Genomic DNA, 24,404 nt, shown 5'->3' on the forward strand with positions numbered 1-24,404 from the left:
GAAGGGGTGCGGGCGCTGTTACGGAAGTCGATCTCCCTGTGACAGAACACAGACCTCGTGGACGACCGCCTGTGACTCCGTGCGGGATACAAATATCTCGACCGCACCGACAGCACATCACCGCACCGCACCTGGGGGAACACCGTGAAGTCCACCCGCATCACCGCTCTCGCCGCCGTCAGCCTCGCCGCCGCCCTCTCCCTCACCGCCTGTGGCGGCGACGGCTCCGGGACGGACGCGTCGGCGGCCAAGGGCTCCTCGTCGTCCGCCTCCTCCTCGTCGAAGGGCTCGGCCACGTCGACGGACCGGACGGACCGGTCGACGGGCTCGTCGTCGTCGGGCAGTGACGCGACGTCGTCCGACGGGTCGGGGTCGGCGTCGGGCCAGGGCGCCGGGATCGGGACCGCCGCGAAGGGCGCGACGCGGACCAGCAGCAGGATCGCGTTCTGCAGGACCGCGGACCTGGCCATCGACGCCGTGGACGCCGCACCCGACAAGAACTCCGGCCGCATCGACATCACGATGGTCAACCGCGGCTCGACGACCTGCTCGGCGACCGGCTTCGCCGGTGTCGACATCAAGGACGCCGACCACACCTCGAACCCGATCGGGCGCGGCCCCGCCCAGCCGCGCATCACCACCCTGAAGCCCGGCGACGCCGCCGTCTTCGACCTCGCCTACACGATCGACGGCAGCGGCGACAGCCTCTCGTCGCCGACCGACATCCTGGTGACGCCCCCGAACGAGACCCACACGGTCACCCTGGACTGGCCCGCGGGCGCCGGGGACATCAAGGGCGCCTACACCGACGTGCAGGTCTACCCCACGCACACCACCCACTGACGCCGCCCCGTCGCGCGGGCCGGTGCGCCCGGTGTGCGGGGCGCGGCCGTGCGCGGGCCCCGACCCGCGGCGCCGCCCGCGGACGCACCCGTCCGAGTAGGCTCGGCACGCGGCCGCCCCGGACCCGGCCCTCTCCGCGCACACCGCTCCGCGCAACAGAGGCTCTGCGCACCTCACCCCACCCCCGATCGGGTCGGGGCCGCGTAAGGTACGACGCGTACCGGTCGGCGCCCTGTCCGGTCAGGCCGCGGACGCGGCGGGACGGAGCTCGGTGACCAGCGACGGTATGGCCGCAGTCCTGCGCGCGCTGCGCCCCGGCAGTGGCGGCGATCCCGCACTGGCCGGGGCCCTTCTGCTGGGTGTGCCCGGCGTCGTCGTGTCGGCGTTCCCCCTGCCGCCGGACGCCGGCGGTGCCCGGACGCCCGAGCCGCTGTGGTCCTTCCCCGACCTGGCCGCCCGGTTCGACGAACTCCAGTTCACCCTCGGCGAGGGTCCGGGCCCCGACGCGCTGCGCGCCGGGGTCCCCGTGCTGGAGCCGGATCTCCTGCGCGTCCGTCCCGACCGGTGGCCCGCGCTGCTGCCCGCCGCACAACAGCTCGGCGTGCTCGGCGTGTGCTGCTTCCCCCTCGCCCTGGGCGGCGTCCAACTCGGCCTGCTGACCGTGCTGTGCGACGGCAAGGGCACCCTCGACCGGCAGCAGCTCACCGACGTGGACATCCTCACGGCGGCCCTGATCACCACGCTCCTCGGCGAGCCGCGCGCCCCGGGAGAGGATCCCGGCGACGACGGGAGCGACGGCGACCGGCCGTGGCCCGCGGAGGGACTGCACCGGGCCGTGGTGCACCAGGCGACCGGCATGGTCAGCGTCCAGCTCGGGACCTCGCTGGCGAACGCCCTCGTCCGGCTGCGCGCCTACGCGTACGGCAGCGAACGCGCTCTGGGCGACGTGGCGGAGGATGTCGTCGCACGGCGATTGCGGTTCGGCGACTCTTTTGACGGCGACTTCGACGACGATGAGAGCGGGCCTCGTTCGCCCGACGGTGGAGAGGGATGATCAATATGGCCCGGGAACAGCGGCTCGCCGAGGTGTTCGTCGAGATCGCGGACTCGCTCATCGACGACTACGACGTACTGGATCTGCTCCAGCGGCTGTCGACGCGCTGCGTGGAACTCCTGGACGTGTCGGCCGCCGGCATCCTCCTGGCCGACGCCCGCGGCGAACTCCAGGTCATCGCCGCCTCCGACGAGAACACACGGCTGCTCGAACTGTTCGCGCGGCAGCACGACCAGGGGCCGTGCGTGGACTGCTTCCGCGGTGGCCGGATCCGGACCAACATCGACCTGCGGCACCCCGAGGCGGCCGCCGCCTGGCCGCGGTTCACCCCCGAGGCGCTCGCCTCCGGTTTCGTGGCGACGCACGCCGTCCCGCTGCGCCTGCGCGACCGGGTGGTCGGCGCCCTGAACCTCTTCCAGGTGAGCGAGCACCGGCTCGACGACGACGACATCGCCCTGGCGCAGGCGCTCGCCGACGTGGCCACGGTCACGATCCTCCAGCAGCGCACGCTGGAGCAGGCCCACGTCGAGAACGCGCAGCTCAACACGGCGCTCACCAGCCGGGTCCTGGTGGAGCAGGTCAAGGGGGTGCTGGCCGAGCGCTGGAACACCTCGGTGGACGAGGCGTTCGCCGCGTTCCACTCCTACGCCCAGGCCCACCGGCTGCGCCTGTCGGACCTCGCCCGGCGCATCATCGACGGCACGTTCGACACCACGGCGATCCCGTTCCCCGCCGACACCGCGTGACGGTGGTGACGGGGACGGTCCCGACGTCGCCGCGGGACAGCCCCTGACGGAAATCCGAGGAACGTCGCCAGGGGCTGCCCCGACGAGAAAACGCGCTCCCCTACGGCGTCTTCTCGTCGGCCTCGTCCTCTGCGACTCCGGGACGCGGGAGTGCCCCGGTGCTGACTGCCTGGGAGGACGAGGAGCCGGAACCGCGGGTGTCGGCGTCGCGGGTCCGGCTGTCTCGAAGCCGCACCCAGGGTCATGGGGCACGTGAGGACCGATACGTACCCGGCGTGACCCGATCAACACATCAACTCCCCTCCCGATCCGGCCATTTCCCGGAACCCCGGAAGTTGTCCCTGCGGCACCGCGCGCATCGGCCGCGGAATCCGGGACGATGGGCACGCGACCCACCGGCCCCGGACGGAGAGAGATGAACGCCACGGCCCGCGAGCGGCACCTGGCCGAGATCTGCGTGGACATGGCCGGTCCGCTGGTCGACGACACCGAGGTCGTCGACCTCGCGCGACGGCTCACGGCGCACTGTGTGGACCTGCTCCATGTGCAGGCCGCGGGGATCATGCTCCTGGACGAGGGAGGGACCCCCCGGACGGTCGTCGCCTCGGACGCCCACGCCCATCTGCTCGGGCTCTTCGCGCTGCTGCGCAAGCAGGGGCCGTGCACCGAGTGCTGCCGCTCCGGCGCCGGCCGCACCGACGTCGACCTGGCCCGGCCCGCGGGGACGCTCGGCTGGCCGCAGTTCGCCGCGCGGGCCCGCGCCACGGGGTACGTGCGGGTGCACGCCATCCCGCTGTGCCTGCGGGAGCACACCGTCGGCGCCCTCACCCTGTTCCAGACCACGCCCCGCCCGCTCGGCGACGAGGACACCGCCGTCGCCCGGGGCCTCGCCGACCTGGTGGCCATCGCGATCCACCAGCAGCGCGTCCTGAAGAGGTCGCGGGACCGCACCCGGCAGCTGACCGGGGCCCTGACCAGCCGCGTCGCGGTCGAACAGGTCAAGGGGATGCTGGCGGAGCGCTGGAACACCTCGGGCGAGGAGTCGTTCGCCGTGCTGCGGGCCTACGTCCGCGCCCACCGGCTGCGCCTGTCCGACGTGGCCGAGGCGATCGTCGCGGGCACCTTCGACACCGCGTGCATCCCGGCACCGGCCGCCACCGCCACCCCCACCCCTACCGTCACCGTCACGGTCACGCCGGAGGACCTCCCGGCCACGACGGCGGCTCGGGTGGCACCCACGACGCCGGTGTCCTCGGTGACGCCCGCGACGCCAGTGACACCCGTGACGCCAGTGACACCCGCGACGCCGGTGACGCCGGGGCGGTGACGCCCGGCATCGCGCACGCCGCACCGTCCCGGCGCTACCAGCGTCACCGGCCCCACCGGCCCCACCGGCCCCACCGGCAGTGGCGTAGAAGAAGTGCGCAGGGCGAAAGCGGTCGAGCCGGTCACCAGGGGCACCCGGAGATGGGCGCCTCCGGCCGCGACGAGCTCCCCTCCACGGCTGGGGCCGCCCCGACCGTGGCGCCGATGTCGCGAGACCGCGTCGGCGTCACGGCGACGGCTCAGGTCCCGGGGAGTTCGGTGACGCCCAGGGAGAAGTCCCAGCCGCCCACCCCGTGCCGGGCCAGCCCCATCGTGAGCACGCCCGCTCCCTCCAGCCAGTGCGCCATCCCCAGGCCGCCGACGTCCAGCGGACGCATCCCGAGGCTCGTCACGAACGCCTCCACCTCCGCTTTGGCCCGTGCGTCGTCCCCGGCGATGAAGATGTCGGGCCGCCCGTCCTCCAGGACGTGCCGGAAGACCGTGTTGAACCCCTTCACCACACGGGCGCCCGCCGGAGCCGCCTCGGCGGCCCGCTGCGCGATCGAGGTGACCCCGTCGTGGGCCAGCCCGTCGGCCGTGGGGTTGAAGGGATTGCTGATGTCGACGAGGACCTTGCCCGCGAGGGCGTCCCCGTAATGGGCGACGGCCGGCACGACCGCGTCGGCCAGCAGGGCCACGACCACGATGTCCCCGGCCGGAACGGCGCCCCACTCCCCCGCCGTCGCGCCACCGCCGAGGGCCTCGGCCAAGGCGGCGGACCTGGCGCGATCGCGTCCCATGACCTCCACGGCGTTGCCGCCCGCCAGGGCCCGCGCGCCGAGGGTGCGGGCCATGTTCCCCGTGCCGATGATGCTGACACTGATTTTGTTGCTGTTGCTGTTGCTGTTGCTGTTGCTGTTGCTGTTGCTGCTGTCGCTGTCGCTGTTCATGGGGTGTGCTCTCTTTCCTCAGATCGCCGCGGTGCCGCCGTCGGCGGTCAGTTCGAGGCCGTTCACATAGCTGGAGTCGTCCGAGGCGAGGAACAGCGCGACCGACGCGAGCTCCTCGGGACGGGCCATCTCACCGCGTGGGATCAGGGCCTCGAACTGCCGCTTCGTCTCCTCGTCGAACAGTTCCTCCTGCTTGGCCGTGGCGACCTGGCCGGGAGTCAGCACGTTCACCCGGATCCGCCGGTCCCGCAGCTCGTTCAGCCACACCCTGGCCCAGGCCTGCTGCACGGCCTTGCTCCCCGCGTACACGCTCCAGCCGGGGAAGCCCTTGAGCGAGGCGTTCGACCCGGTCATGAAGATCGAGCCGCCGTCGTTGAACAGCGGCAGCGCCTTCTGGACCGTGAACAGCGTGCCGCGTGCGTTCAGCGAGAACGTGCGCTCGAACTGCTCCTCGGTGATCTCACCGAGCATCCCCTGCTCCCCCATGCCGGCGCTCGCCCACAGCACGTCGATCGAGCCCTTCTCCCGCCTGACCGTCTCGAACAGCCGGTCCAGGTCCGCCAGGTCGGCCGCGTCCCCCCGCACGGCGGTCACGTTCCGGCCGATCACCTCGACGGCCTCGTCCAGTGCCTCCTGCCGCCGGCCCGTGATGAAGACGTGCGCCCCTTCCTCGACGAACAGCTTCGCGCCGGCCAGTGCCAAGCCGGTCGACGCGCCCGTGATCACCGCGACCTTGCCCTCTAGCTTTCCCACGACAACTCCTTAAGTGAACCGCTCGGTGTACTTAAACGTAGGCGAGAGACCGCAGGCGGCGCAAGCTAAGTACACCGATCGGTACCGAGCGGAGTTACGATGGAGTCATGACGAAGCTGGAGAAGGGACCTCAGGGCCGGCGCCGGGGCCGGGGGGCGCGCGAGCGCATCCTCGGCGCGTCACAGCAGCTGTTCCGGGCCCAGGGCATCAACCGCACCGGCATGGACCAGCTCTGCGAGGTGGCCCAGGTCTCGAAGCGCACGGCGTACCAGCACTTCGCCGGCAAGGACGACCTGGTCGCCGCATACCTGCGCCGATTCGACCCGGACGTCATGGCCGGGGTGTTCGACCGCACCGACCTGACGCCCCGCGAGCGGCTCCTCGCGGCCTTCGAGGTCCCCGCGTCCGGCCCGGAGGAGCTCACCCCGCTGTGCCCCTACATCGCGGCGTCCGTCGAGATCCACGACCCCCTGCACCCCGCGTCCCAGTACGCGCGCGAGTACAAGCTCGCGGTCGCGGCCCGGCTCACCGCGACGGCCCGTGAGGCCGGCGCCGCCGACCCCGAACAGCTCGGCGAACAGCTGGCGCTGCTGCTCGACGGCGCCTCGGCCCGCACCCGCGTGCTCAACGCCGAGTCCTACCCCACCGCGGCCGCCATCGCGGCCGTCCTCATCGACAACGCCCTCCCCGCGGCGGCCCCGGACCGGACGGCCGGAACCGCGCAGGCCGGGCAGGCAGAGACCGCGGGCGCCTGACCCTCAGGCCACGTCGGCCGTCACGCGCGGCTCGTCCGCCGGGTGCGTGAGGCGGATGACGAGGGCCGCGATCAGCCCGCCGACCAGCGGCGCCACGAGGAACAGCCACAGCTGCGACAGGGCCTGGCCGCCCGCGAAGAGCGCCGGGCCGAGCGAGCGCGCCGGATTGACCGAGGTGCCGGTCAGCGGGATGCCGACGATGTGGATGACGCCGAGCGCGAGACCGATCGGCAGGCCGTCGAACCCGACCACCGCGACCCTGCTGGTCACGGCGAGGACGACGTACGCGAGGAGGAAGGTGAGCACGGTCTCGGCGAGGAACGCGCCTCCCCCGGACAGGCCCACGTCGGAGCGGCTGCCGTAGCCGTTCGAGCCGAAGGCCCCGCTGGTCTCCAGCCCCGGGATCGACTGGACGAGCCAGTACAGCAGCGCCGCACCGGCGATCGCGCCCGCGAACTGGGCCACCCAGTACAGCACCGCCCGCCGCACCTTGATCCGCCCGGCCGCGAGCATCGCCAGCGTCACCGCCGGATTGACGTGACAGCCCGAGATCGGCCCGATGGCGTAGGCGAGGGCGAGCAGGGTGAACCCGAAGGCGAGGGCCACCCCCAGGGTGCCCATGAACTTCAGGCCGATGACGGCCGAGCCGACGGCGAAGAACACCAGCAGAAGGGTGCCGAGGAACTCGGCGACGACAGCGCGTTGCTCGGATCGCTCCATGACCACATCAGCCTCCCAGCGGCTTTTTGGGCTGGTTTGACACCTTTCTGAACCCATGGTGCGGCCAAGCGGGCGATCTCTCATGTCGAGCCTGCCGAGGGGCGCCGCCCCGGGGCCCCCTCGGGCACGGACCCTGACAGTTTCAGCCAGATGTACGGGTATCAGCCATATCGGTGATGCCATGACAACCGTTCGCTGATCCGACGTGTCATACCTAGCACAGCCAAAAGCCAAGAAAGACCACAAGGGGGAGATATGCGACTTTCGCGATCTATGTTGTCTCTGGCAGCGGTGGCGGCACTGACGGCCGGGTCGACCGCCGTCCTGGCGTCACCGGCGTCCGCGGCACCGAACACCACGCCGCAGAAGGTGTGCGGCAGCAGTTACAAGACGGTCAACTCGGCGGCGGTGGGCTCGCTCGGCACCGTCTACCTGACCTACAACGCCACCAACGGCCGCAACTGTGTGGCCACCATCCGCAAGAGCCCCGGCACCGCCGTGGACATGTCGGCGTGGGAGTACGTGGCCGACACCGACCAGGGCGACTCCGACTACGGCACCTACACCTCGTACGCCGGCCCGACCTCCGTCTACGGCAAGGCGCACTGCGTCGACTGGGGCGGCAGCATCAAGAACGTGTACGTCAGCGTGTACGGCTCCAACTGCGCCGCGCTGCGCGAGCACCGGGTCACCACGGTCCGCTGACCTGACCTGACCTGACCTGACCGGCACGGACGCGTCCCGTCATCTCCGTACGGCCGCGTCCCGCCCGTCACACCCGCACCGTCGCGGGCCCCGCGCACGCCATTCGTGCGCGGGGCCCGCGTCGCGCTGTCCGCGCGCGTCCGCCTGGGGGGCGCCCCGGCGGAGGGCGTCCCGGGGCGTCAGCGGACCGCGTCCCCCAACTCCGCACCGTCCGTACGGGCGTTGCCGTCGCCGCCGTGGTCGTAGCCGATGTCACCCTCGCCGTCGCCGTCGCCGTCGTTCGCGGCGGCGGCCGCACCCCGCATCAGCTGCCCGGCCTGCGCGTCGGTGGCGGCGGACGGCACCACGAGGAGGTCCCAGCGGCCGTGGCCGGGCGCCAGCAGACAGACCGTGGACGGAGCCCGTTGGGTGGTCGTCCGGCGCAGCCGCACGACCTGCCCGGCCACGACCAGCCGGGCCGGGAACGGGGTCCACACGTCCTCGTCGACGAGGACGCTGGTGACCTGCCCCCACGCGGGCGGCAGTGCGGCGAGCAGCCCGGGCAGTTCGGCGGCCAGGTCGGCCGACCGGGGCCACCAGGCGCCGTCGATGCGCTGGGGCATGTGGCCCTGCGCGGCCCGGGGCATCAGGCGCAGCCGGACGGCGGACGGCGGCGCGAGCGGCGACGCGGAGAGCGGGGGTGGAGGCGGCGGGGCGACGGTCATGCGAGCTCCTGGGCGGGTGCGGGCGACTCGGGTGCGGCCACTCGGGGTCCGGGCGTGGCGGGCGGAGCGGAAGGCTCCGGGACGGCCGGCGCGGCTGATCGGGCCCCGGCCGGGTGCCGGACCGGACGGCCCGGCGCGCGTTCAGCCGGTCTCGTCGGGGTGGGCGCGGTCGGCGGAGGTGCTGCTGGAGTCCAGCCAGGAGCTGAGCGGGCCCGCGGCGCGCGCGGCGTCCACGGTGAGGTGCAGCCGCGTGCCGGTGCCCGACGGGCCCGCCGGGTAGCTGCGCTGCTCGTCGCCGGTGAACATCAGCCGGAGGGCGTCCGCGACGCGTCGGGCCGCTTCGGGGGACGCGGAGACCAGACGGACCTCCACCTGCTCCCCGTCCAGGTCGTGCGCGTCCTCGGAACGGGGCGGGGGAGGTGTGCGTTCGGGTCTCACAGGGCGGAACCTGGCCCGGACCTGAGGGGTCCGTATCTGTTCTGCGACGGGGACGAGGCCGGTTCGACCACCGGCGTACGACGTGCCCTCGACGTCTCCACCATACTCCGGGGGCCGCGCCCGGGAGGCGGTCACGAGCGGTCCTCGTCCCTGCGGTCCTCGCGCGTCCACCGGTCCCTGTTCTGGCGGCGGTAGCGGCGGTCCCAGCGCTCCCGGCGCACCCGGTCGTCGCGGTACCGGGCGTAGTCGGAGTCGGTCTCGCCGCCCCGGCCGTCGAGGCGGGCCCGACCGCGGACGACGCCGAAGAGCAGCACCGCCCCGGCCAGCCACCACAGGGGGTTGACGAACCCGAGCCCGAAGAGGATCACAAGGAGAATGAGCGCGAGCACGAACACGGCGGGCCCCCTCGAAGCGGAACGGAGTCGGCGCTGCCGGGGGCTGGGGCCTCTGCGTCCAAAGTACTCCTCCGCCGGAGCGGGGTGCCCGCGGTTCAGCGCGGCAGCGCGAAGCGCAGGATGCGGCCCCAGGTGGAGCCGTACTGCCGCCACAGCGGGCCGGTGACGTACGGAATGCCGTACTTCTCGCAGAGTTCCCGCACGCGCGGGGCGATCTCGGCGTAGCGGTTGCTGGGCAGGTCGGGGAAGGCGTGGTGCTCGATCTGGTGGCCCAGGTTCCCGCTGAGCACGTGGAAGAGCCGGCTGCCCTCGATGTTGGCCGAACCCTGGACCTGCCGCAGGTACCACTCGCCGCGTGTCTCCCCCTCGACGGACTCCTCGGTGAAGGTGCGCACGTCGCCGGGGAAGTGGCCGCAGAAGATGATGGTGTGCGACCAGAGGTTGCGCACGGTGTTGGCGGTGGCGTTGCCGAGCAGGCAGGGCAGCGCGGACGGCCCCGCGAGCAGCGGGAAGAGCACGTAGTCCTTGGCGAGCTGCCGGGTGGCCTTGGCGGCGAGGGTGGTCAGGTCGGTGACGAGGGAACGCCACGGCTTGCGGCCCGCGACGACGGCGTCGGGCTCCAGGTCGTAGAGCGCGATGCCCCACTCGAAGAGCGGCGCGAGGACGAGGTTGTAGAGCGGTTGGACGGCGTGGCGCGGGAGCCATCGCTGGTCGGCGCTCATCCGGAAGACCACGTACCCGAGGTCCCGGTCGAGGTCGACGACGTTCGTCCAGGTGTGGTGCAGGTGGTTGTGGGTGTGCTTCCACGCCTCGGCGGGGGTCGGGAAGTCCCACTCCCAGGTGGCCGAGTGGATGGCCGGGTCGCCCATCCAGTCCCACTGGCCGTGCAGGATGTTGTGGCCCAGCTCCATGTTCTCCAGGATCTTGGCGAGCGAGAGCAGGGCGGTGCCCGCCGCCCAGGCGGGCGGGAAGAGCGAGACGCCGAGGGCGAGCCGGCCGCCCGCCTCCAGACCGCGCTGGGCGGCGACGACCGTGCGGATGTAGCGGGCGTCCTCGGCGCCGCGCGCGGCGATGATCTCGGCGCGGATCCGGTCCAGTTGCGCACCGAACTCCTCGCTGACGGGGTCGGCGGGCACGAGCGGGGTCGTGGTCACGGGTACTCCTCGGGTGACTGGGCGTCGAGGTCGGGTGACTGGGCGTCGAGGTCGGGTGACTAGGCGTCGAGGGTCAGGGGTCCGGCGGCGGCGACGACGCAGGTCTGGATCAACTCGCCCTGCCGGTCGATCACTTCACCGGTGCGCAGATCGCGTACCCGGCCGTGCGTCACGGGGGTGAGGCACCCGAAGCAGATGCCGCGCCGGCAGCCGTACCGCATCGGCACCCCCGCCGACTCGCCCACGACGAGGAGCGGGACGGCCGGGTCCGCAGTGGCCTCGGCGCCGGTGCGGGTGAACAACACCCGGTTCCCCGCGGCGCCTTGGGCGGTCCGCGGCGGGACGGGAGCGAGCCGGAAGCGTTCCACGTGGAGCCGCCCGGCGAGCCCCGCCGCGCGCCAGTGACGCTCCACGGCGTCGAGCAGGGCGGTCGGCCCGCAGGCCCAGGTCTCCCGCTCCCGCCAGTCGGGGCAGAGCCGCGTGAGCCCCTCGGGCGTGAGCCGGCCGAGCCGCCGCGAGTGGTGCTCGCGATAGTCCAGCCAGCTCAACTCGGCCTGCATGGCTTTCAGTTCGGAGCCGAAGATGCTGGCGCGGGCCGTGGGCGCGCTGTGCACCAGCGTCACGGCGGGGTGCGGCGGCGGACGGCGCGCCAGCGCGCGCACCATGCCCATGACCGGGGTGATCCCGCTGCCCGCGGTGACCATGAGGATGCGCGGCGGGGGACGCTCCGGGAGGACGAACCCGCCCTGTGCCGGGCCGATCCGGAGGAGCGTTCCCGGCGCGGTCCGGTGGGCGAGCCGCGGTGACACGGCGCCGCCGGGGGCCGCCTTGACGGTGATCGTCAGGAGCCCGTCCGGGCGCTGCGGCACCGAGGTCAAGGAGTAGGTCCGCCACTGCCACGCCCCGTCCGCCTCGACGCCGACGGGCAGATACTGCCCGGGCCGGTGCCCGGCCCAGCCCCGGCCGGGCCGCAGCGTGAGCGTGGTGGCGTCCGCGGTCTCCGCGCGCACCGCCGTGACCCGGCACGCCGGATGGCGGGCGCCGAGCAGCGGGTCGATCAGGGAGAGGTAGTCGTCCGGGGCGTGCGGGCTGGTCAGCCAGGAGGCGACGGTCATCAGCCTGTTCGTGAGGGCCGATAGCGCGGGCATGCACGGGTTCCTCTCAGAGGGCAGCACGACAGGTCGCGTACGTCGAGTCGTCCCGGGCCCGGCGGGGACAACGTAACCACGAGGGTGCGCACCGGCGCCGAACGGTGAGGCGCATCCCGCCACGCCCCAACTGCGGTGTCGGCCTCCGCGCGGCCGGGCGGTGCGGTGATCTGCACGGACGGGACGGGCCACGGGAGGGGTAAATGGCCGGAACCGAACACCGGTTGGCCGCAACCGGACATCGGCGGGATCGTCCCGGCGGGGCTAGACTGACGGACGAAGGCGCCGCACTCGGACGGCAGTCGGACCGCGTCCCTGTCGCCATCCCTTCTGCCCCCAGCCCCGGGCAGGCGGCCGCGATCCCGGGCGGCGTAGGGAATCCCTGTTCCGCCTTCACCCCCACTCCCCCCACCTTTGCCCCACCTTCAGATTCAGCAGCGATCGGTTCGCCCCACCCCTGCGAGAAATGCGCGGACCGCAGTGCTGCCGTAGTGCTTGGGACCACAGGCGCTCACGCGAGAGCGGCGTACCCGGGCACACCCCTGTCCCCGGCCTCCGCGCTCGCCGTCACACGCCGGCATCCGCCGGCAGTCACGCCGAGGAGGGCCCATGACAGGCCGACATTCCCATCACGACTCCCCCGACACCGCGCAGTCCTTCGCCCGGTTCGCCTCCTGCCCCGTCGGGCGCGAGCACGACGAGCTGTGCGCGGAACTGGTCGCGGCCTGGCTGCCCATGGCCCACCGCATCGCCAGCCGGTTCCGCAACAAGGGCGAGAACCTCGACGACCTCCGGCAGGTCGCCGCGCTGGGCCTGCTGAAGGCCGTACTCCGCTTCGATCCCGCGCGCGGCGCCTTCGAGATCTACGCGGTGCCCACCATCACCGGCGAACTGCGCCGCCACTTCCGCGACTACACGTGGGACGTCCGCGTGCCGCGCCGGGTCCAGGAACTCCGCTTCAAGATCCGTCTCGCCCGCACCGAGCTGGCCCAGCACCCCGGCCGCCTCGACGTCGAGCCCAGCGCGCAGGAGATGGCCACGCAGGCGGATCTCACGCTGGAGGAGGTCGGCGCCGGCATGCAGGCCCTGGAGAGTTACAGCGCCCTCTCCCTCGACGCGGACGTGCCCGCGGCGGGCGGCGGCTCCAGCATCGTCGACACGCTCGGCGAGGACGACCCCGGGTACGCCCTCGCCATCGACCGCAGCGCGGCCAAAGAGGCCCTGCACGACCTCCCCGTACGCGAACGCACCATTCTCTACCTGCGGTTCTTCGAGGACATGAGCCAGGCCCGCATCGGGGAGGAGATCGGGCTCTCCCAGATGCACGTGTCCCGGCTCATCGCCCGCAGCTGCGCCCACGTCCGGGCCTGTTCGACCTGACCGGGGCCCCGCCCTCACCGCCCGCTGGTGGGGCGGGGAATGGTGCGGGTGTCGAAGGTGCCGTCGGTGATGCCGACGGCGAGGGCGGTGATGGCCTGCTGGTGGGTGCGCGCGTAGGCGCGCATGAGGTGGAAGGCGGCGTCGGGCGTGGTGTTCCAGCGTTCGGCGAGGACCCCCTTGGCCTGCTCGACGGCGATGCGGCTGTGCAGGGCGTGCTGGAGCTGGTCGCGTTCGGTCTCCACCGCGTCGATGGTGCGCTGTTGCAGCAGGGCGATGGTGGCGACGTCGGCCAGCGCCTGCCCCAGGGCCAGATCGGAGTCGGTCAGCGGCTGCGGGCTGACGCTGAACAGCCCGAGCACGCCGATGGTGCGTCCGCGCAGCCTCAGCGGCACGGCACTGGCGCCGGACAGCCCGCCCTCCAGCGCGGCAGGGGTGAAGTGCGGCCACTCACGGGCCGCGTCGGCGGTGGTCAGATCGACACCGGTGCGGGCGGTGCCGGTGCGGTAGCACTCCTGGCAGGGGCCTTCGGTGTGCTGGAGGGCGAACAGCTCCAGCAGGCGGGTGTACTCGTCCGAGGCGGCCAGCACCTGGAGGACGTCGTCGGCGTCCGCGAGCATGACCCCCGCGGCGTCGATACGGAGCAGGTCCATGCAGTGGCCGCACAGGCGTTGCAGCAGGTCCAGCACGTCGAATTCCGCCGTGAGGGAGTCGGCCATCTCCACGAAGACGGGTGCCAGGAGCTGGTCGCGGTTCATGCGGGCGGGTCCTTGTCGTCAGAGGGGTCGCAGCCGGGGTCCGCGAAGTGCGGCCGTGACGGTGCCGTGCCCGGCGGGTTCACCGGCGGCGCCGAGGCCGCCTCGGGTGGTTCGGGTCGGCGGAACATCGGGCTCCCGGAGCGTGGAAGGTCGACACTCCCGGCCGGCCGGGCGCGACACCCGGGGGCCCTGCGCGACACACGGCATCGTGCGACGACATGGGGCATCCGGCACGGTGTGCCCGACGGACGAGGAGTCTTGGCCGACTGCCCGGAGGAACCGGAGCCGACGCACGTCGGGGGCTCGGACGCACCCCGAGCCTACCGCTCGTACGACCCGTGGGGACAGGGGCGCATCGGGCGGGCGACGCGCCCGCACGGTGGGCGGGACGCGGCTGGTCGAACGGCCCGGACGGCCCGGGCGGCACGCCGGGCGCGGGGCGCGCACCGGCCTCCGCACCCACACCCACACCCATGCCCGCCGGCCACATCGGTCTGGACACCGGCACCGGTTCGCACACGTGCCGCGCGTCCAGGGGCGCCGTCCGTCGTCCGGGCCGTCCGGTCGTGCCAGGGGGTCAGCCGACGGCTCGTCCGCGCAGCGGCGCTCCGGCCGCGTGGAGGCTCCTGAGCGCGAGCACGTAGGACTGGAACAGGCCGGTCTCCAGGTAGGGCACCCGCAGCTCCAGGCAGTGCGCCCGGACGATGTGCTGCGCGGCGCGCAGGTTCGGCGAGGGCATGTGCGGGAACAGGTGGTGCTCGATCTGGTAGTTGAGGCCGCCCAGGAGTACGTCGGTGAGCCGGCCGCCCCGCACGTTGCGCGAGGTCAGCACCTGACGGCGGAGGAAGTCGGGGCGTTCCTGCGCGCCGAGGATCGGCATGCCCTTGTGGTTGGGCGCGAAGATGGAGCCCAGATAGAGGCCGAACAGGCACTGGTGCACGAGGAGGAACACCACCGCCTTGCCCGCCGGGAGCACCAGGAACAGCGCGCCCGCGTACAGCGCGACGTGGCCGGTCAGCATGAGGGCTTCCGTCCGGCGCCGCTTCAGGGCGGGGTCGGCCAGTGACCGCAGGCCGGCGACGTGCAGGTTGAACCCTTCGAGGGCCAGCAGCGGGAAGAAGAGGTACGCCTGCCATCCGCCCAGGAGGCGCGGGAGGCCCTCCGCCCGCTCGGCCTGTGCCGGGGTCCAGACGAGGATGTCGGGCCGCACGTCCGGGTCCAGGTCCTCGTGGTTGGGGTGGGCGTGGTGCCGGGAGTGCTTGTCCTGCCACCAGCCGTACCCCATGCCGATGCCGAGGTTGCCGAGCAGCCGTCCCGCCCGCGCGCTGCGCTCGCCCCTGAGCCAGACCTGATGGTGCGCCACATCGTGGGCCAGCAGGGCGACCTGGCCGAAGGCGAACGCCAGCGCCGCCGCGAGAACCAGGGTCCACCAGGAGTTGCCGACCAGTGCGAACGTCGCCCACAGCAGACCGTACGCGGCCAGGACCGCCGTGATCCGGACCACGTAGTACCCGGGGCGTCGGTCCAGCAGCCCGGCGGCCTTGATCTTCTTCGACAGGAGCGTGAAGTCACTGCCCGAAGGGGTGACGGCGGAAGCGACGGGGGCGGCGGCGAAGGGAGGGGAGAGAGGGGAGAGAGGGGAGAGAGGGGAGAGAGGGGAGGGACCGGAGAGAGGGGAGAGTGGGGAGGTGTGGGGTGATGAGGGTGTGGAAGTGGCCATGGGCCCCGACTTTCAGAGACATCCACGTCCGGCGGCGGTCCCGGGAGAGCGGCGTGCGCACGGGGATGCCGTGCGGGTGAGGCCGCCGTCCGCGTTCGTGCCGGCGGATCGAATGGGCTGCCCGGGGCTGGGGGCCAGGGAGCGGCCGACGGCCGCCCCTTCCTCTTCAGAGTAACCGGACCGCGCCCGCCCATGTGTGCGGCCGGGACTCTGTCGGAACCGCTGCCCGGACCACCGTCGGACCGTCGTCGGGACGCCGTGGGAGGCGTCGCTGGAAAGCCGTCGGGACGCCGTCGGGACGCCGTCGGGACCGCCGAAGACCGGACACGAAGGGCCTCGCGTGCCCCGAACGGACGGAGGCTGTGAGTTACTGATGGCTTTGACCTGTTCCCACCGCGTTCCAGCGGTTTCCGGAAGGCGGCACATGACCGAAGCCATCCATATCGGGCGCAATCCCGCCCACGAGCCCGACCTCCAGAAGCTGATGACGCAGGTGGCGCAGGGCGATCAGGGGGCCTTCGCCGCGCTGTACGACGCCGCCGCCGGAGCGGTGTTCGGCATCGTCCGCAAGATCCTGCGCGATCACGCGCAGTCCGAGGAAGTGGCGCAGGAGGTGTGGCTGGAGGTGTGGCGCACCGCCCCCCGCTACCGCGTCGAGCGCGGGACGGTCCTCAACTGGCTGCTCACGCTGGCGCACCGCCGCACCGTCGACCGCGTCCGCTCCGCCGAGGCGACGACCGCCCGTGATCACAGGGCCGCGCTGCTGGAGCAGACGCCCGGTTTCGACGAGGTCTCCGAGCAGGTCCAGGCGCGGGCCGAGCGGGAGGAGCTGCGCCGCTGCCTGCGCACCCTCACGGAGATCCAGCGGCAGTCGGTGACACTGGCGTACTACCAGGGCCTCACGTACAAAGAAGTGGCCGAGCAACTGTCGACGCCTTTGGGCACGATCAAGACGCGGCTGCGGGACGGACTCATCCGGCTCCGCGACTGCCTGGGGGTGACGGCATGACCACCGACTCGACCGATCCGCACACGCTCACCGGCGCGTACGTGCTGGACGCGCTGGAGGACGACGAACGTGCGGCGTTCGAGGAGCACCTGGCCGGGTGCGGGACCTGCGCGCAGGAGGTGCGTGAGCTGTCCGCGACCGCGGGCCGTCTCGGCCTGGCCGCCACGACGGCGCCGCCCGATCACCTGAAGTCGCAGGTGCTGGGGATGATCGGCGAGGTCCGGCAGGAGCGGCCCCAGGACCCGCCGGCCCCCGTCTCCCGTAAGGGCCGGGGCCGGTTCGGGCGTGGCACGCACTGGGCGCTCGCCGCCTGTGTGGCCGCGATCGCCGGTCTGGGCGGGACGGCCGTGTGGCAGCACCAGCAGGCGGACGACGCCCGCCAGGAGGCGCGGTCGGCGCAGCGGCAGGCCGATCAGGTCGCGGCCGTGCTGTCGGCGCCGGACGCCGCGGTGACCTCGGCTTCGCTCGACGGCGGGGCGCATGGGTCCGTCGTCGTCTCGCGGGCCGGCGGAAAGGCCGTCTTCATCGCGTCCGGCATGGCCGCACCGCCGAAGGGCAAGGTCTACCAGCTGTGGTTCGCCGACGGCGGCCACATGCGGCCGGCCGGACTGATGAACCCCTCCCGCACCAGCCAGAGCGTCCTGATGGCGGGGAGCGTCGACGGCGCCTCGGGCATGGGGGTCACCCTCGAACCGGCCGGCGGCTCCCGGCAGCCGACCAGCCGGCCCCTCGCCACGATGAAGCTCCCGGCCTGACGTTTCGGGACGAGTTCGGGCCGCGCACCTCACCCGTTCGGGTGGGCACCGGGAATCCACCAATCCGTCGTCCGGAGCGCTCCGGATTCCCGGTGATGGAGGCGGATGGCCTTCACAGTTCTGATCGTTGAGGGATTCTCATGCAGACTCGCCTGCGCCGTGCCGCCGTTGTCGTCGCCGCTGCCGCCATGCTGCCGCTGGCGCTGACCGCCTGCTCCGACAGCGACTCCAAGGACAAGGCGTCCGACAGCTCCTCGGCCGCCGCGTCGAAGGGCTCGGACATGGCCAGCCCGTCCGACGACATGGCCGCCGCCGACGACGCGCCCTTCGGCACCGCCTGTTCGTCCGTGCCCAAGGACGGCGCCGGCTCCTTCGACGGCATGGCCAAGGACCCCGTCGCCACCGCCGCCTCGAACAACCCGGCCCTGTCCACCCTGGTCACCGCCGTGAAGAAGGCCGGCCTGGTCGACACCCTGAACAACGCCAAGAACATCACCGTCTTCGCCCCCACCAACGACGCCTTCGCCAAGATCCCGAAGGCCGACCTGGACAAGGTCCTCAACGACAAGGCCCAGCTCACCAAGATCCTCACGTACCACGTCGTGGGCCAGAAGCTGGCCCCCAAGGACCTGGAGAACGGCTCCTTCGCCACCCTGGAGAAGTCCAAGCTCACCACCATGGGCTCCGGCGACAAGTACAAGGTCAACGACACCGCCAACGTCGTCTGCGGCAACGTGAAGACCGCCAACGCCAACGTCTACATCATCGACTCGGTCCTCATGCCCAAGAGCTGACGACCCCTCGACCGACGCGACCGCGCGGCCCCGCCGACGGCCACGCACCCGCCCGCCTCGGCACCCGTGACGGGCGGGCGGCTCCCCGAACGACGGGGCGCCGCCCGCCCGTTGTGCCGAGGTGCGCCGACGCGCCGGAGGCCGGGACGACGCGATGCCGGAACACCGGCATATCGGGAGGGCGGAATACCGGGATGACGGGATGACGGGACGCGACCAATCCGGCGCCCGTGCGGGCTCCGGACTAGAGGCGTCAGAAGTTCGAGAATCCGACGCCGCCCCCGCGACCCACGAACGGGGCGGCACAGGAAAGAGGCTCGCTGTGACAGCCCGTCGCACCGCACGACTGACCATCCTCGCCGCGGCCCCCGCGGCCCTGGCGCTCTGCGCCGTTCCCGCCGTCGCGCACGAGGGCCACACCACGGCCGCGTCCGGCGACACCTACCAGGTCGACCTGGCGCCGCTGAACGACTCCGGCTCCAAGGGCACCGCGATGCTCTCCCTGGACGGCACCCGACTCACGGTGAAGATAGAGGCGTCGGGACTCGTCCCGGGCCAGCCGCACGCCCAGCACATCCACGGATCCACCACCGGGCACGACTTCCACTGCCCCGACGCGTCCGCGGACAAGAACAAGGACGGCATCGTCACCACCGCCGAGGGCCTGCCCTCCTACGGTGACATCAACATCTCCCTGACCACCAAGGGCGACACCTCCAAGGGCAGCGGCCTGGCCGTCGACCGCATGCCGACCGCCGACAAGAGCGGCAAGCTCTCCTACCAGCGCACCCTCACCGTCTCCCAGAAGGTCGCCGACCACATCAAGGACCTGCACGTGGTCCAGCACGGCATCGACCCCAACGGCAACGGCACGTACGACTTCGGCAAGGGCAAGAGCGAACTCGACCCGAAGCTGCCCCAGGAGGCCACCGCTCCCGCCGACTGCGGCATGCTCCAGGGAGCCGCGGTGGGCTCCATGCCCGTCGGCGGCGTGGAGACGGGCTCCGGCGGCACGGCAGGGGTCGAGGCCCCCGGCCTGATCGCCGGCGGGAGTGCTGCGGTCCTGGCCGGCGCCGGCGTGTTCCTCGCCCGTCGCCGCAGCAACCGGGCGACCAGCAGCGGAAGCTGACGGATCATCATGGACTCGCGTGACGCCCCGCGTGGTTCCTGGTGGCGCGGTGGCCGACAGCGCCTGCTGTCGGCCACCGCGGCCGCGGTTCTCATCGCCGCGGGGATCGTCGTCCTCACGGTCGCCCTGCTGCGCCAGACCCCGCCCCCGCCCGGAGCAGCCTCGGCCCGCTCCCCGGGCACGGCGACATCCCCCTCGGCGCCTCCTGCCACGGGGCACGACGGGAAGCACCGCCCCGAGGCGGCGCCCAGGACGATGCCTGCGTCGCCGCCGACCCGGCTGTCCATCCCGGTCATCGGGGTGAAGACCTCCTTGGAGCGGCTCGGGCTCGACGGGAAGGGGGCCATGCGCACGCCCGAGGATCCCGCCCGTGCGGGCTGGTTCACCCCCGGCCCCGCCCCGGGGGCGAAGGGACCCGCCGTCCTGGCGGGCCACGTCACCTGGAACCGGGCCCGGTCCGTCTTCTTCGACCTCGGCAGCCTGCGGGCGGGCGACCACGTCTATGTCGACCGCGAGGACGGCACCACCGCCCGCTTCACCGTGACCCGCACCGCGCAGTACGCGAAGGACCGGTTCCCGTCCGTCGAGGTCTACCGCAACACCGACTACGCCGCGCTCCGCCTGATCACCTGCGCCGGCACCTACCGCGACCACAGCTACGCCGACAACATCGTCGTCTACGCCCGCCTGGACACCGCGGGCACCTGAGCGTTATTCGACGGTGCGGGCGAGGATCCCGAGCGTGGCCCGCAGCCCGGCCTCCGGAATCACGGGGAAGATCCCCGCCTGCCGGTACTTGTCGTCGACCTGGCTCCAGTCGTAGTAGGAGGTGACGGCGGTACCGGTCCCGCTGGGCCGCAGGCGGTAGCCGTAGAGGTGGCGGATGGGCGGCTGGACGGTCCCCGAGATGGTCCACTCCAGGAGGGCGTCGCGTTCGTACCCGGTGATGATCACGGTCACGTCGTACCGCCCCATGGGCAGATCCCCGAGGGCCTCCCGGTCCATGTGCACGACGAACTCGTCCCCCACCGCACCGACGGGCTCCCCCTCCGCGGACTGCAACATCCCGGAACTGTCGATGCGCACGTGCCCCTGCGGCGACCGCAGCACATCGAAGATCACGGAGGGGGCGGCGTCGATCTGCCGCGTGACGTCAAATCGCTCTGCTGTCATGTACCACCCTTAACACCCCCACTCGGAGCCCGCGGCCGCAGGCCCGCGTACAGGTCAGGAGGATTCAACCCCTCTTGGCCTCTGCACCCACGAGTAGGCGAAAATCCCGACCGCCCACATCACCAACCGAGTACTGCCGACAGGGCGACGAGTGGCGCACACGCCAAGATTCCTACCCCCAGAGCGAGACCGACATCGAGCCGAACCTTCTTTTCGGAGGCCTGAACAAGGGCCAGGGCCACCGAGAGCCCCATCATAATCCCGAAAAGGAAGGAATCCACAACATTCCCCATTCTGATTCCAGGCACTACCAGCAGGCACCATCCGGCAGGAATCGCCACGCGATATCAATTACATGCAGCACTCACAGAACTTGCCCCAGGAAGCCTTATGCGCGGTCTCGATTTCGACTGCGAGAAGGCGCGGGAGCGGGCGGCGCCGAAAAGGAAGATATTTACTGCTCCTGACCGACTGACATGGACCAGCGAACCGAAGCGGGCGCTTCGACCTTCACGAAGGCGTCGCTCCGCCCCCGCCTGAGCTTTACCTGATTATAGGCACTGCTGACCTTCCCCGTCACACACTCCAACGGGAAAGATATTCCCATCGGCTGCATGGTCACTGTCAGCTCCCCCTTACCCTTGCAGTTGATTGCGATAGCGAGCGGAGCCGCGTTGCTGACTCCCTCCGATATTTCTATTTCTCGATTGCCGGTAACAGATTCGGCGTGGGCGAGAACCTTTCCTCCGGGGAGCGCCGGAGCGCGCGTCACCGATTCACCTGGGATGCCCGCCCGATCTTCCGTGGCATCGTCGCGATCGCCACTGCTCTTTCGAGCGGCGCCCGAAGGAGCCTCAGCACCGCCCTGTTCAGCACCAGTGCAACCGCTGACCACCACCGCGGCTGCCAGGACTCCCGCGCCGACCGCGACCCGAAGCCCACGCACATCCATCAGGATTCCCATATGTACCAACCAATTCTCTGGGGCTGTAGCTGGCGATCGTGTTCTTCGTACTCGCCTGGCAGTTGCTGTAGATGCGGTAGCTCTTGCCCGTGTTCTTGAGCCGGCAGACCCCGAACTTTCCGTTGACCACCCTGTTTACGGGCGTGAGAGATAGGCGTTGTACGTCTCCTCGATCTCGGCGACCATCACGCTCACCTTGGCCCTCAAATTGCCTGAGAGGGCGCCGTATTGACGTACGCGTAGTCGCCCGGCGTCGGCGTCGAGCCTGCGGCGCATGCGGTACCCTCCGCGCCGATCATCGGTGGTACATCTGCGGAAACCGCAATATGCCTTGGAGCGTTGATGTCCACAAGGAATCTTTCGACCGGGCCACCCCCCTGGGAGCCGGATGGGAGGAATTTACGCCCTTTGATCCCCCGAACTGGATGCCCGCCACCACCGCCCGCACATCGAACGCGCCTCCTGCGAACGAGGCCAGATCCGCGCCGTCCGCCAGCGCTCGGCACATCTCGAACGCCGGATCGGTCCGCCAATCCCTCACACCACACCCCCGCCATCGAATCCCCAAAGACTCGATCATGCCCCGCCCGGCTGCCCCCGACGGTCAGCTACCGGACATCCTTGGGCACAACCCGACGCGCCACCGCCTTCGTCTGGGCCTGCGTCACCGGAGGCGAGCCCCGTTTCGCTCCGCGACCCATCGAGGCCGAGCAGTCCGATGACGTCCGCCGGGCCTGGCTCCCCTGGCGCAGCAACACCTGGTTCCAGCTTTCACGATCCGATCCGCTCAACCACTACGCGGCCCTTCGAAGGCTCCTCATCCAACACGCTGAAGGCCTCACGCAGAGAATCAATCAGGGAGACGAAGCCGCGTGAAGGGCTTGCCGATGGAGCCATGCCCAGGCCTGACGCAGGCCAGCATCGGCCACCAATTTTCGCAGTTCGGTAGGCATATTGGGCGCATCCCGCCAGGCGCCCGCGGTCGCGATAAGCGCGTCCCACAGAACCTCGGCAGCAGCACCAGGCTGACCAGTATCGAGTTCGGTGAGCAGCCGCCTGCAGAGGACGTTGGTGACGTCATACACCGCGCCCGCAGCCCGGGCCGCATCGGCCACACCCGAGTCCGCGGGGTGAAACGGCTCGCCAGGAAGCCGAATGGCAACCGAACCAGCGGAGTGACTACGCCCGTGAACGAAGTCACGCAGAGCGCGGAGTTGCTCCCGGGTCGGCAGCGCCGTTCGCTCGGTCACGAGCCGACTCTATCGACGCCCGTGACTCAGCACGGTGCCGCCTGTTGCGGCCGGCCAGCGAGCACGAAGTCGCGGTACTCGTCCTGAGCCACACCCTGTTTGACCCAGCGGCCACGAACGGCGCCAGTTCGGTGCTCCGCAAGCGCGAGCGCGTCCCGCGGTCCCGCTGCCGTGGCGATCTCCAGGCCGAACTCGTCATCCTCGGACTCAGGATCCAGCGGTGGGAACTCGACGAGGTCGTAGAAGCCCTCGTTTCCGACGTCCGCCGACATGTGGAGAACGACCTTGAACTCAGAATTAGTCGGGACAACCTCGACCCAGCGGACCCCAGGAGCGTGGGCATCACCGACGGGCCCGAGGAACTGTTCGACCGATCGACCGCGGGTCAGGGCACTGACCGCGAAGGACTCGACTAGGTAGCGCACCTGGGCAGCATAGGGGCAAGGGGGGACAGTGCGCTTCAGCAGCGGCTGTGGGTGGACGATCGATTCCGCGCTGACCCGACAGTCAGCGTGCCGAGTTACGACGCTGTCCCCCTGCCACTCTCGGTGCCGCTTCCAACTCTCGTGACCAGGTTCCAACTATCGCGTCCCGGCTCAGGCATCCGCTCGACGGCGCGCGCAGGTGAGAGAGCACGCGGGCCGCGAAGTCAACGACCTCCGCGGCGCTGAGTTCCGCGATGAACTCAGCTGTCAGCCACGAGCACCAATCTGCAGTGACCTGCCAGCTGTCGTCATCGCTCCGAGCCAGCTCCAGCCACGCATCAGCACTGCCGAGGCGTATCCGCGGTTCTTCCATCGCCGCCCTCCGACATCGGTGCCCGGGCTCGCGCTCCTAGGCTCTCTGTCGTCAGACGTCATCGCACGCCATCCCCCCTCTCCCAAGCCGGCGAGCCTTCACGGACAGAGCGCTAGATGGTGGAGCGGACCTTCGCCTGGCTCCACGGCTTCCACCGACCCCGGGTCCATCGGGAACGCCGAGTCGGCATTCCCAGAGCCTTCCTCAAACTGGCCTGCTGCCACCCTGACCATCGGCCGCCGGGCCATGCCGCACAGCCGGTGGGATGACGGCGACATCGCCGACAGCAAGTTAGTTCGACCGGCTCCGCACCGAGCGCGAGGAGAGCCCAGGCGCCCGCCTACTCCTCACCGAGCGGGACGACGGGTAGGAGTGGCCGCTCCGCGAATGGCCCACCGAATCAGGGGCATCGAGTGGGCATGAATGACTTCTTGAAGCTCGTCCTCGCGCTCGTCGTCATTGGCATCGCGGGCCTCGGCATGTGGTTGCGGTCGACGAGCGCCCGCGACTTCTGGCGCCGCCGCCGCGCCCGCTGAGCGGTGGCCTACTCCTCAGGCTTCGGAGCTTGCCGGACACCGGACAATCGGCCGGAGCGCCGTTTCCACCTCGTGCCGGTCGAGGCCCTCTGCGGCGGCGTACTAGGTCACGGCGTCCTGCGCGCGGGCCCCTGCCTCGAACCAGGGCATCTGCTACCTCACCAAGGCGGACCCACAACCGAATCACCGCAAGAGCGACCGTGCCGCGGAAGGCAGCGGAAGGCATAGGCCCTCTTCTCCTAGCGAGTCGCCACGGCCCCGGAGCTTTCGAGGGCGCGGAAGCAGCGCTCGACTTCGTTCCTCCGCCCATAGGCAGTGCTGGCGACGCCGGCCAACCGCCGTCCACCGGGGCCGCCGTCACTCGCGAGATGAACCTTCGTCGTGCGACCACCCCGTGACCGACCGAGCGCCTCATCAAGGCGATGCTCGGCCGCACGACCCCGGCGCCCCAGCACCCGAGGCGGCGCGGCG

General features: G+C 71.3%; 25 protein-coding genes and 1 pseudogene. 12 read left to right on the plus strand and 14 right to left on the minus strand.

Translation table 11 applies throughout. The features are described 5' to 3' along the window. The first annotated feature begins 144 nt into the window (after positions 1-144). The 4 genes from ACIP5K_RS18055 to ACIP5K_RS18070 all read left to right on the plus strand — a co-directional run bounded on the left by ACIP5K_RS18055 (position 145) and on the right by ACIP5K_RS18070 (position 3,970). Positions 145-843, plus strand: a complete 699-nt coding sequence (locus ACIP5K_RS18055; RefSeq protein WP_401410571.1) for a DUF4232 domain-containing protein — start codon at positions 145-147, stop codon at positions 841-843. 271 nt (positions 844-1,114) lie between these two features. After that, positions 1,115-1,897, plus strand: a complete 783-nt coding sequence (locus ACIP5K_RS18060) for an ANTAR domain-containing protein (RefSeq protein WP_401410572.1) — start codon at positions 1,115-1,117, stop codon at positions 1,895-1,897. Then, positions 1,894-2,643, plus strand: coding sequence for a GAF domain-containing protein (locus ACIP5K_RS18065; protein WP_401410574.1), 750 nt, complete (start codon positions 1,894-1,896; stop codon positions 2,641-2,643). Before ACIP5K_RS18060 ends, ACIP5K_RS18065 begins: the two co-directional genes overlap by 4 nt. A gap of 415 nt (positions 2,644-3,058) precedes the next feature. After that, on the plus strand, positions 3,059-3,970 hold the full coding sequence (locus ACIP5K_RS18070; RefSeq protein WP_401410576.1) for a GAF domain-containing protein: 912 nt from the start codon (positions 3,059-3,061) through the stop codon (positions 3,968-3,970). 238 nt (positions 3,971-4,208) lie between these two features. On the opposite strand, the gene ACIP5K_RS18075 is transcribed toward ACIP5K_RS18070, so the two are convergent. Together ACIP5K_RS18075 and ACIP5K_RS18080 are read right to left on the minus strand one after the other, a co-directional pair. Then, positions 4,209-4,898 (minus strand): NADPH-dependent F420 reductase, encoded by a 690-nt coding sequence (locus ACIP5K_RS18075; RefSeq protein ID WP_401410578.1) that lies wholly within the window; start codon positions 4,896-4,898, stop codon positions 4,209-4,211. An 18-nt stretch (positions 4,899-4,916) separates the two neighbouring features. Further along, positions 4,917-5,651, minus strand: a complete 735-nt coding sequence (locus tag ACIP5K_RS18080) for an SDR family NAD(P)-dependent oxidoreductase (RefSeq protein WP_401410579.1) — start codon at positions 5,649-5,651, stop codon at positions 4,917-4,919. Positions 5,652-5,758: 107 nt separating this feature from the next. On the opposite strand from ACIP5K_RS18080, the gene ACIP5K_RS18085 reads away from it, so the two are divergent. Continuing rightward, positions 5,759-6,406 (plus strand): TetR/AcrR family transcriptional regulator, encoded by a 648-nt coding sequence (locus ACIP5K_RS18085; protein WP_401410580.1) that lies wholly within the window; start codon positions 5,759-5,761, stop codon positions 6,404-6,406. Positions 6,407-6,409: 3 nt separating this feature from the next. Here the strand turns inward: ACIP5K_RS18085 and ACIP5K_RS18090 are convergent, their stop codons facing one another. Further along, complete coding sequence (locus tag ACIP5K_RS18090) at positions 6,410-7,126, minus strand: MIP family channel protein (protein ID WP_401410581.1); 717 nt, start codon at positions 7,124-7,126, stop codon at positions 6,410-6,412. 255 nt (positions 7,127-7,381) lie between these two features. Here ACIP5K_RS18090 and ACIP5K_RS18095 point away from each other — a divergent pair, with 255 nt between their 5' ends. Further along, a complete protein-coding gene (locus ACIP5K_RS18095; protein ID WP_401410583.1) occupies positions 7,382-7,831 on the plus strand; it encodes a spore-associated protein in 450 nt (149 codons plus the stop codon). Positions 7,832-8,010: 179 nt separating this feature from the next. Here ACIP5K_RS18095 and ACIP5K_RS18100 read toward each other — a convergent pair whose 3' ends face one another. The 5 genes from ACIP5K_RS18100 to ACIP5K_RS18120 all read right to left on the minus strand — a co-directional run bounded on the left by ACIP5K_RS18100 (position 8,011) and on the right by ACIP5K_RS18120 (position 11,670). Continuing rightward, positions 8,011-8,535, minus strand: a complete 525-nt coding sequence (locus tag ACIP5K_RS18100; RefSeq protein WP_401410584.1) for a DUF5994 family protein — start codon at positions 8,533-8,535, stop codon at positions 8,011-8,013. A 141-nt stretch (positions 8,536-8,676) separates the two neighbouring features. Beyond that, positions 8,677-8,973 carry a hypothetical protein gene (locus ACIP5K_RS18105; RefSeq protein WP_401410586.1) on the minus strand — a complete coding sequence of 99 codons (297 nt, stop codon included), beginning with the start codon at positions 8,971-8,973 and terminating at the stop codon, positions 8,677-8,679. 131 nt (positions 8,974-9,104) lie between these two features. Beyond that, positions 9,105-9,368 carry a hypothetical protein gene (locus ACIP5K_RS18110; RefSeq protein WP_401410587.1) on the minus strand — a complete coding sequence of 88 codons (264 nt, stop codon included), beginning with the start codon at positions 9,366-9,368 and terminating at the stop codon, positions 9,105-9,107. A gap of 95 nt (positions 9,369-9,463) precedes the next feature. Further along, a complete protein-coding gene (locus ACIP5K_RS18115; protein ID WP_401410588.1) occupies positions 9,464-10,522 on the minus strand; it encodes a fatty acid desaturase family protein in 1,059 nt (352 codons plus the stop codon). Between the two features lie 59 nt (positions 10,523-10,581). Then, complete coding sequence (locus ACIP5K_RS18120) at positions 10,582-11,670, minus strand: ferredoxin reductase (protein WP_401410590.1); 1,089 nt, start codon at positions 11,668-11,670, stop codon at positions 10,582-10,584. A 609-nt stretch (positions 11,671-12,279) separates the two neighbouring features. Here ACIP5K_RS18120 and ACIP5K_RS18125 point away from each other — a divergent pair. Continuing rightward, on the plus strand, positions 12,280-13,050 hold the full coding sequence (locus ACIP5K_RS18125; RefSeq protein ID WP_401410591.1) for a SigB/SigF/SigG family RNA polymerase sigma factor: 771 nt from the start codon (positions 12,280-12,282) through the stop codon (positions 13,048-13,050). Between the two features lie 14 nt (positions 13,051-13,064). On the opposite strand, the gene ACIP5K_RS18130 is transcribed toward ACIP5K_RS18125, so the two are convergent. Both ACIP5K_RS18130 and ACIP5K_RS18135 read right to left on the minus strand, forming a co-directional pair. Next, positions 13,065-13,805 (minus strand): GAF domain-containing protein, encoded by a 741-nt coding sequence (locus ACIP5K_RS18130; protein WP_401410593.1) that lies wholly within the window; start codon positions 13,803-13,805, stop codon positions 13,065-13,067. A 577-nt stretch (positions 13,806-14,382) separates the two neighbouring features. Further along, positions 14,383-15,309 (minus strand): fatty acid desaturase family protein, encoded by a 927-nt coding sequence (locus ACIP5K_RS18135; protein ID WP_401410595.1) that lies wholly within the window; start codon positions 15,307-15,309, stop codon positions 14,383-14,385. A 640-nt stretch (positions 15,310-15,949) separates the two neighbouring features. Between ACIP5K_RS18135 and sigK the strand changes: the two genes are divergently transcribed. From sigK to ACIP5K_RS18160, 5 genes are all read left to right on the plus strand, one after another. Further along, positions 15,950-16,534 (plus strand): ECF RNA polymerase sigma factor SigK, encoded by a 585-nt coding sequence (sigK, locus tag ACIP5K_RS18140; protein WP_401410596.1) that lies wholly within the window; start codon positions 15,950-15,952, stop codon positions 16,532-16,534. Continuing rightward, a complete protein-coding gene (locus ACIP5K_RS18145) occupies positions 16,531-17,289 on the plus strand; it encodes an anti-sigma factor domain-containing protein (RefSeq protein ID WP_401410598.1) in 759 nt (252 codons plus the stop codon). The genes sigK and ACIP5K_RS18145 overlap by 4 nt, the downstream gene beginning before the upstream one ends. Before the next feature lie 140 nt (positions 17,290-17,429). Beyond that, complete coding sequence (locus ACIP5K_RS18150) at positions 17,430-18,083, plus strand: fasciclin domain-containing protein (protein ID WP_401408559.1); 654 nt, start codon at positions 17,430-17,432, stop codon at positions 18,081-18,083. A 322-nt stretch (positions 18,084-18,405) separates the two neighbouring features. Next, positions 18,406-19,212 (plus strand): hypothetical protein, encoded by an 807-nt coding sequence (locus tag ACIP5K_RS18155; protein ID WP_401410600.1) that lies wholly within the window; start codon positions 18,406-18,408, stop codon positions 19,210-19,212. A gap of 9 nt (positions 19,213-19,221) precedes the next feature. Next, complete coding sequence (locus tag ACIP5K_RS18160; protein WP_401410602.1) at positions 19,222-19,920, plus strand: class F sortase; 699 nt, start codon at positions 19,222-19,224, stop codon at positions 19,918-19,920. Between the two features lie 3 nt (positions 19,921-19,923). Here the strand turns inward: ACIP5K_RS18160 and ACIP5K_RS18165 are convergent, their stop codons facing one another. The 4 genes and pseudogenes from ACIP5K_RS18165 to ACIP5K_RS18180 all read right to left on the minus strand — a co-directional run. Next, positions 19,924-20,385: an SRPBCC family protein gene (locus ACIP5K_RS18165; protein ID WP_401410604.1), complete on the minus strand. Its 462-nt coding sequence runs from the start codon at positions 20,383-20,385 to the stop codon at positions 19,924-19,926. A gap of 1,818 nt (positions 20,386-22,203) precedes the next feature. Next, a complete protein-coding gene (locus ACIP5K_RS18170) occupies positions 22,204-22,599 on the minus strand; it encodes a hypothetical protein (RefSeq protein WP_401410606.1) in 396 nt (131 codons plus the stop codon). A 26-nt stretch (positions 22,600-22,625) separates the two neighbouring features. Beyond that, the gene (locus ACIP5K_RS18175) at positions 22,626-23,024 is read right to left on the minus strand and encodes a hypothetical protein (RefSeq protein ID WP_401410607.1); all 399 of its coding nucleotides are present in this window, start codon (positions 23,022-23,024) and stop codon (positions 22,626-22,628) included. A 1,265-nt stretch (positions 23,025-24,289) separates the two neighbouring features. Next, positions 24,290-24,382 (minus strand): annotated as a pseudogene (locus tag ACIP5K_RS18180) (IS5/IS1182 family transposase); the annotation flags it as partial. Between the last annotated feature and the right edge of the window lie 22 nt (positions 24,383-24,404).

The organism is Streptomyces sp. NPDC088785 (assembly GCF_044750685.1).
Taxonomy (GTDB): Bacteria; Actinomycetota; Actinomycetes; order Streptomycetales; family Streptomycetaceae; genus Streptomyces.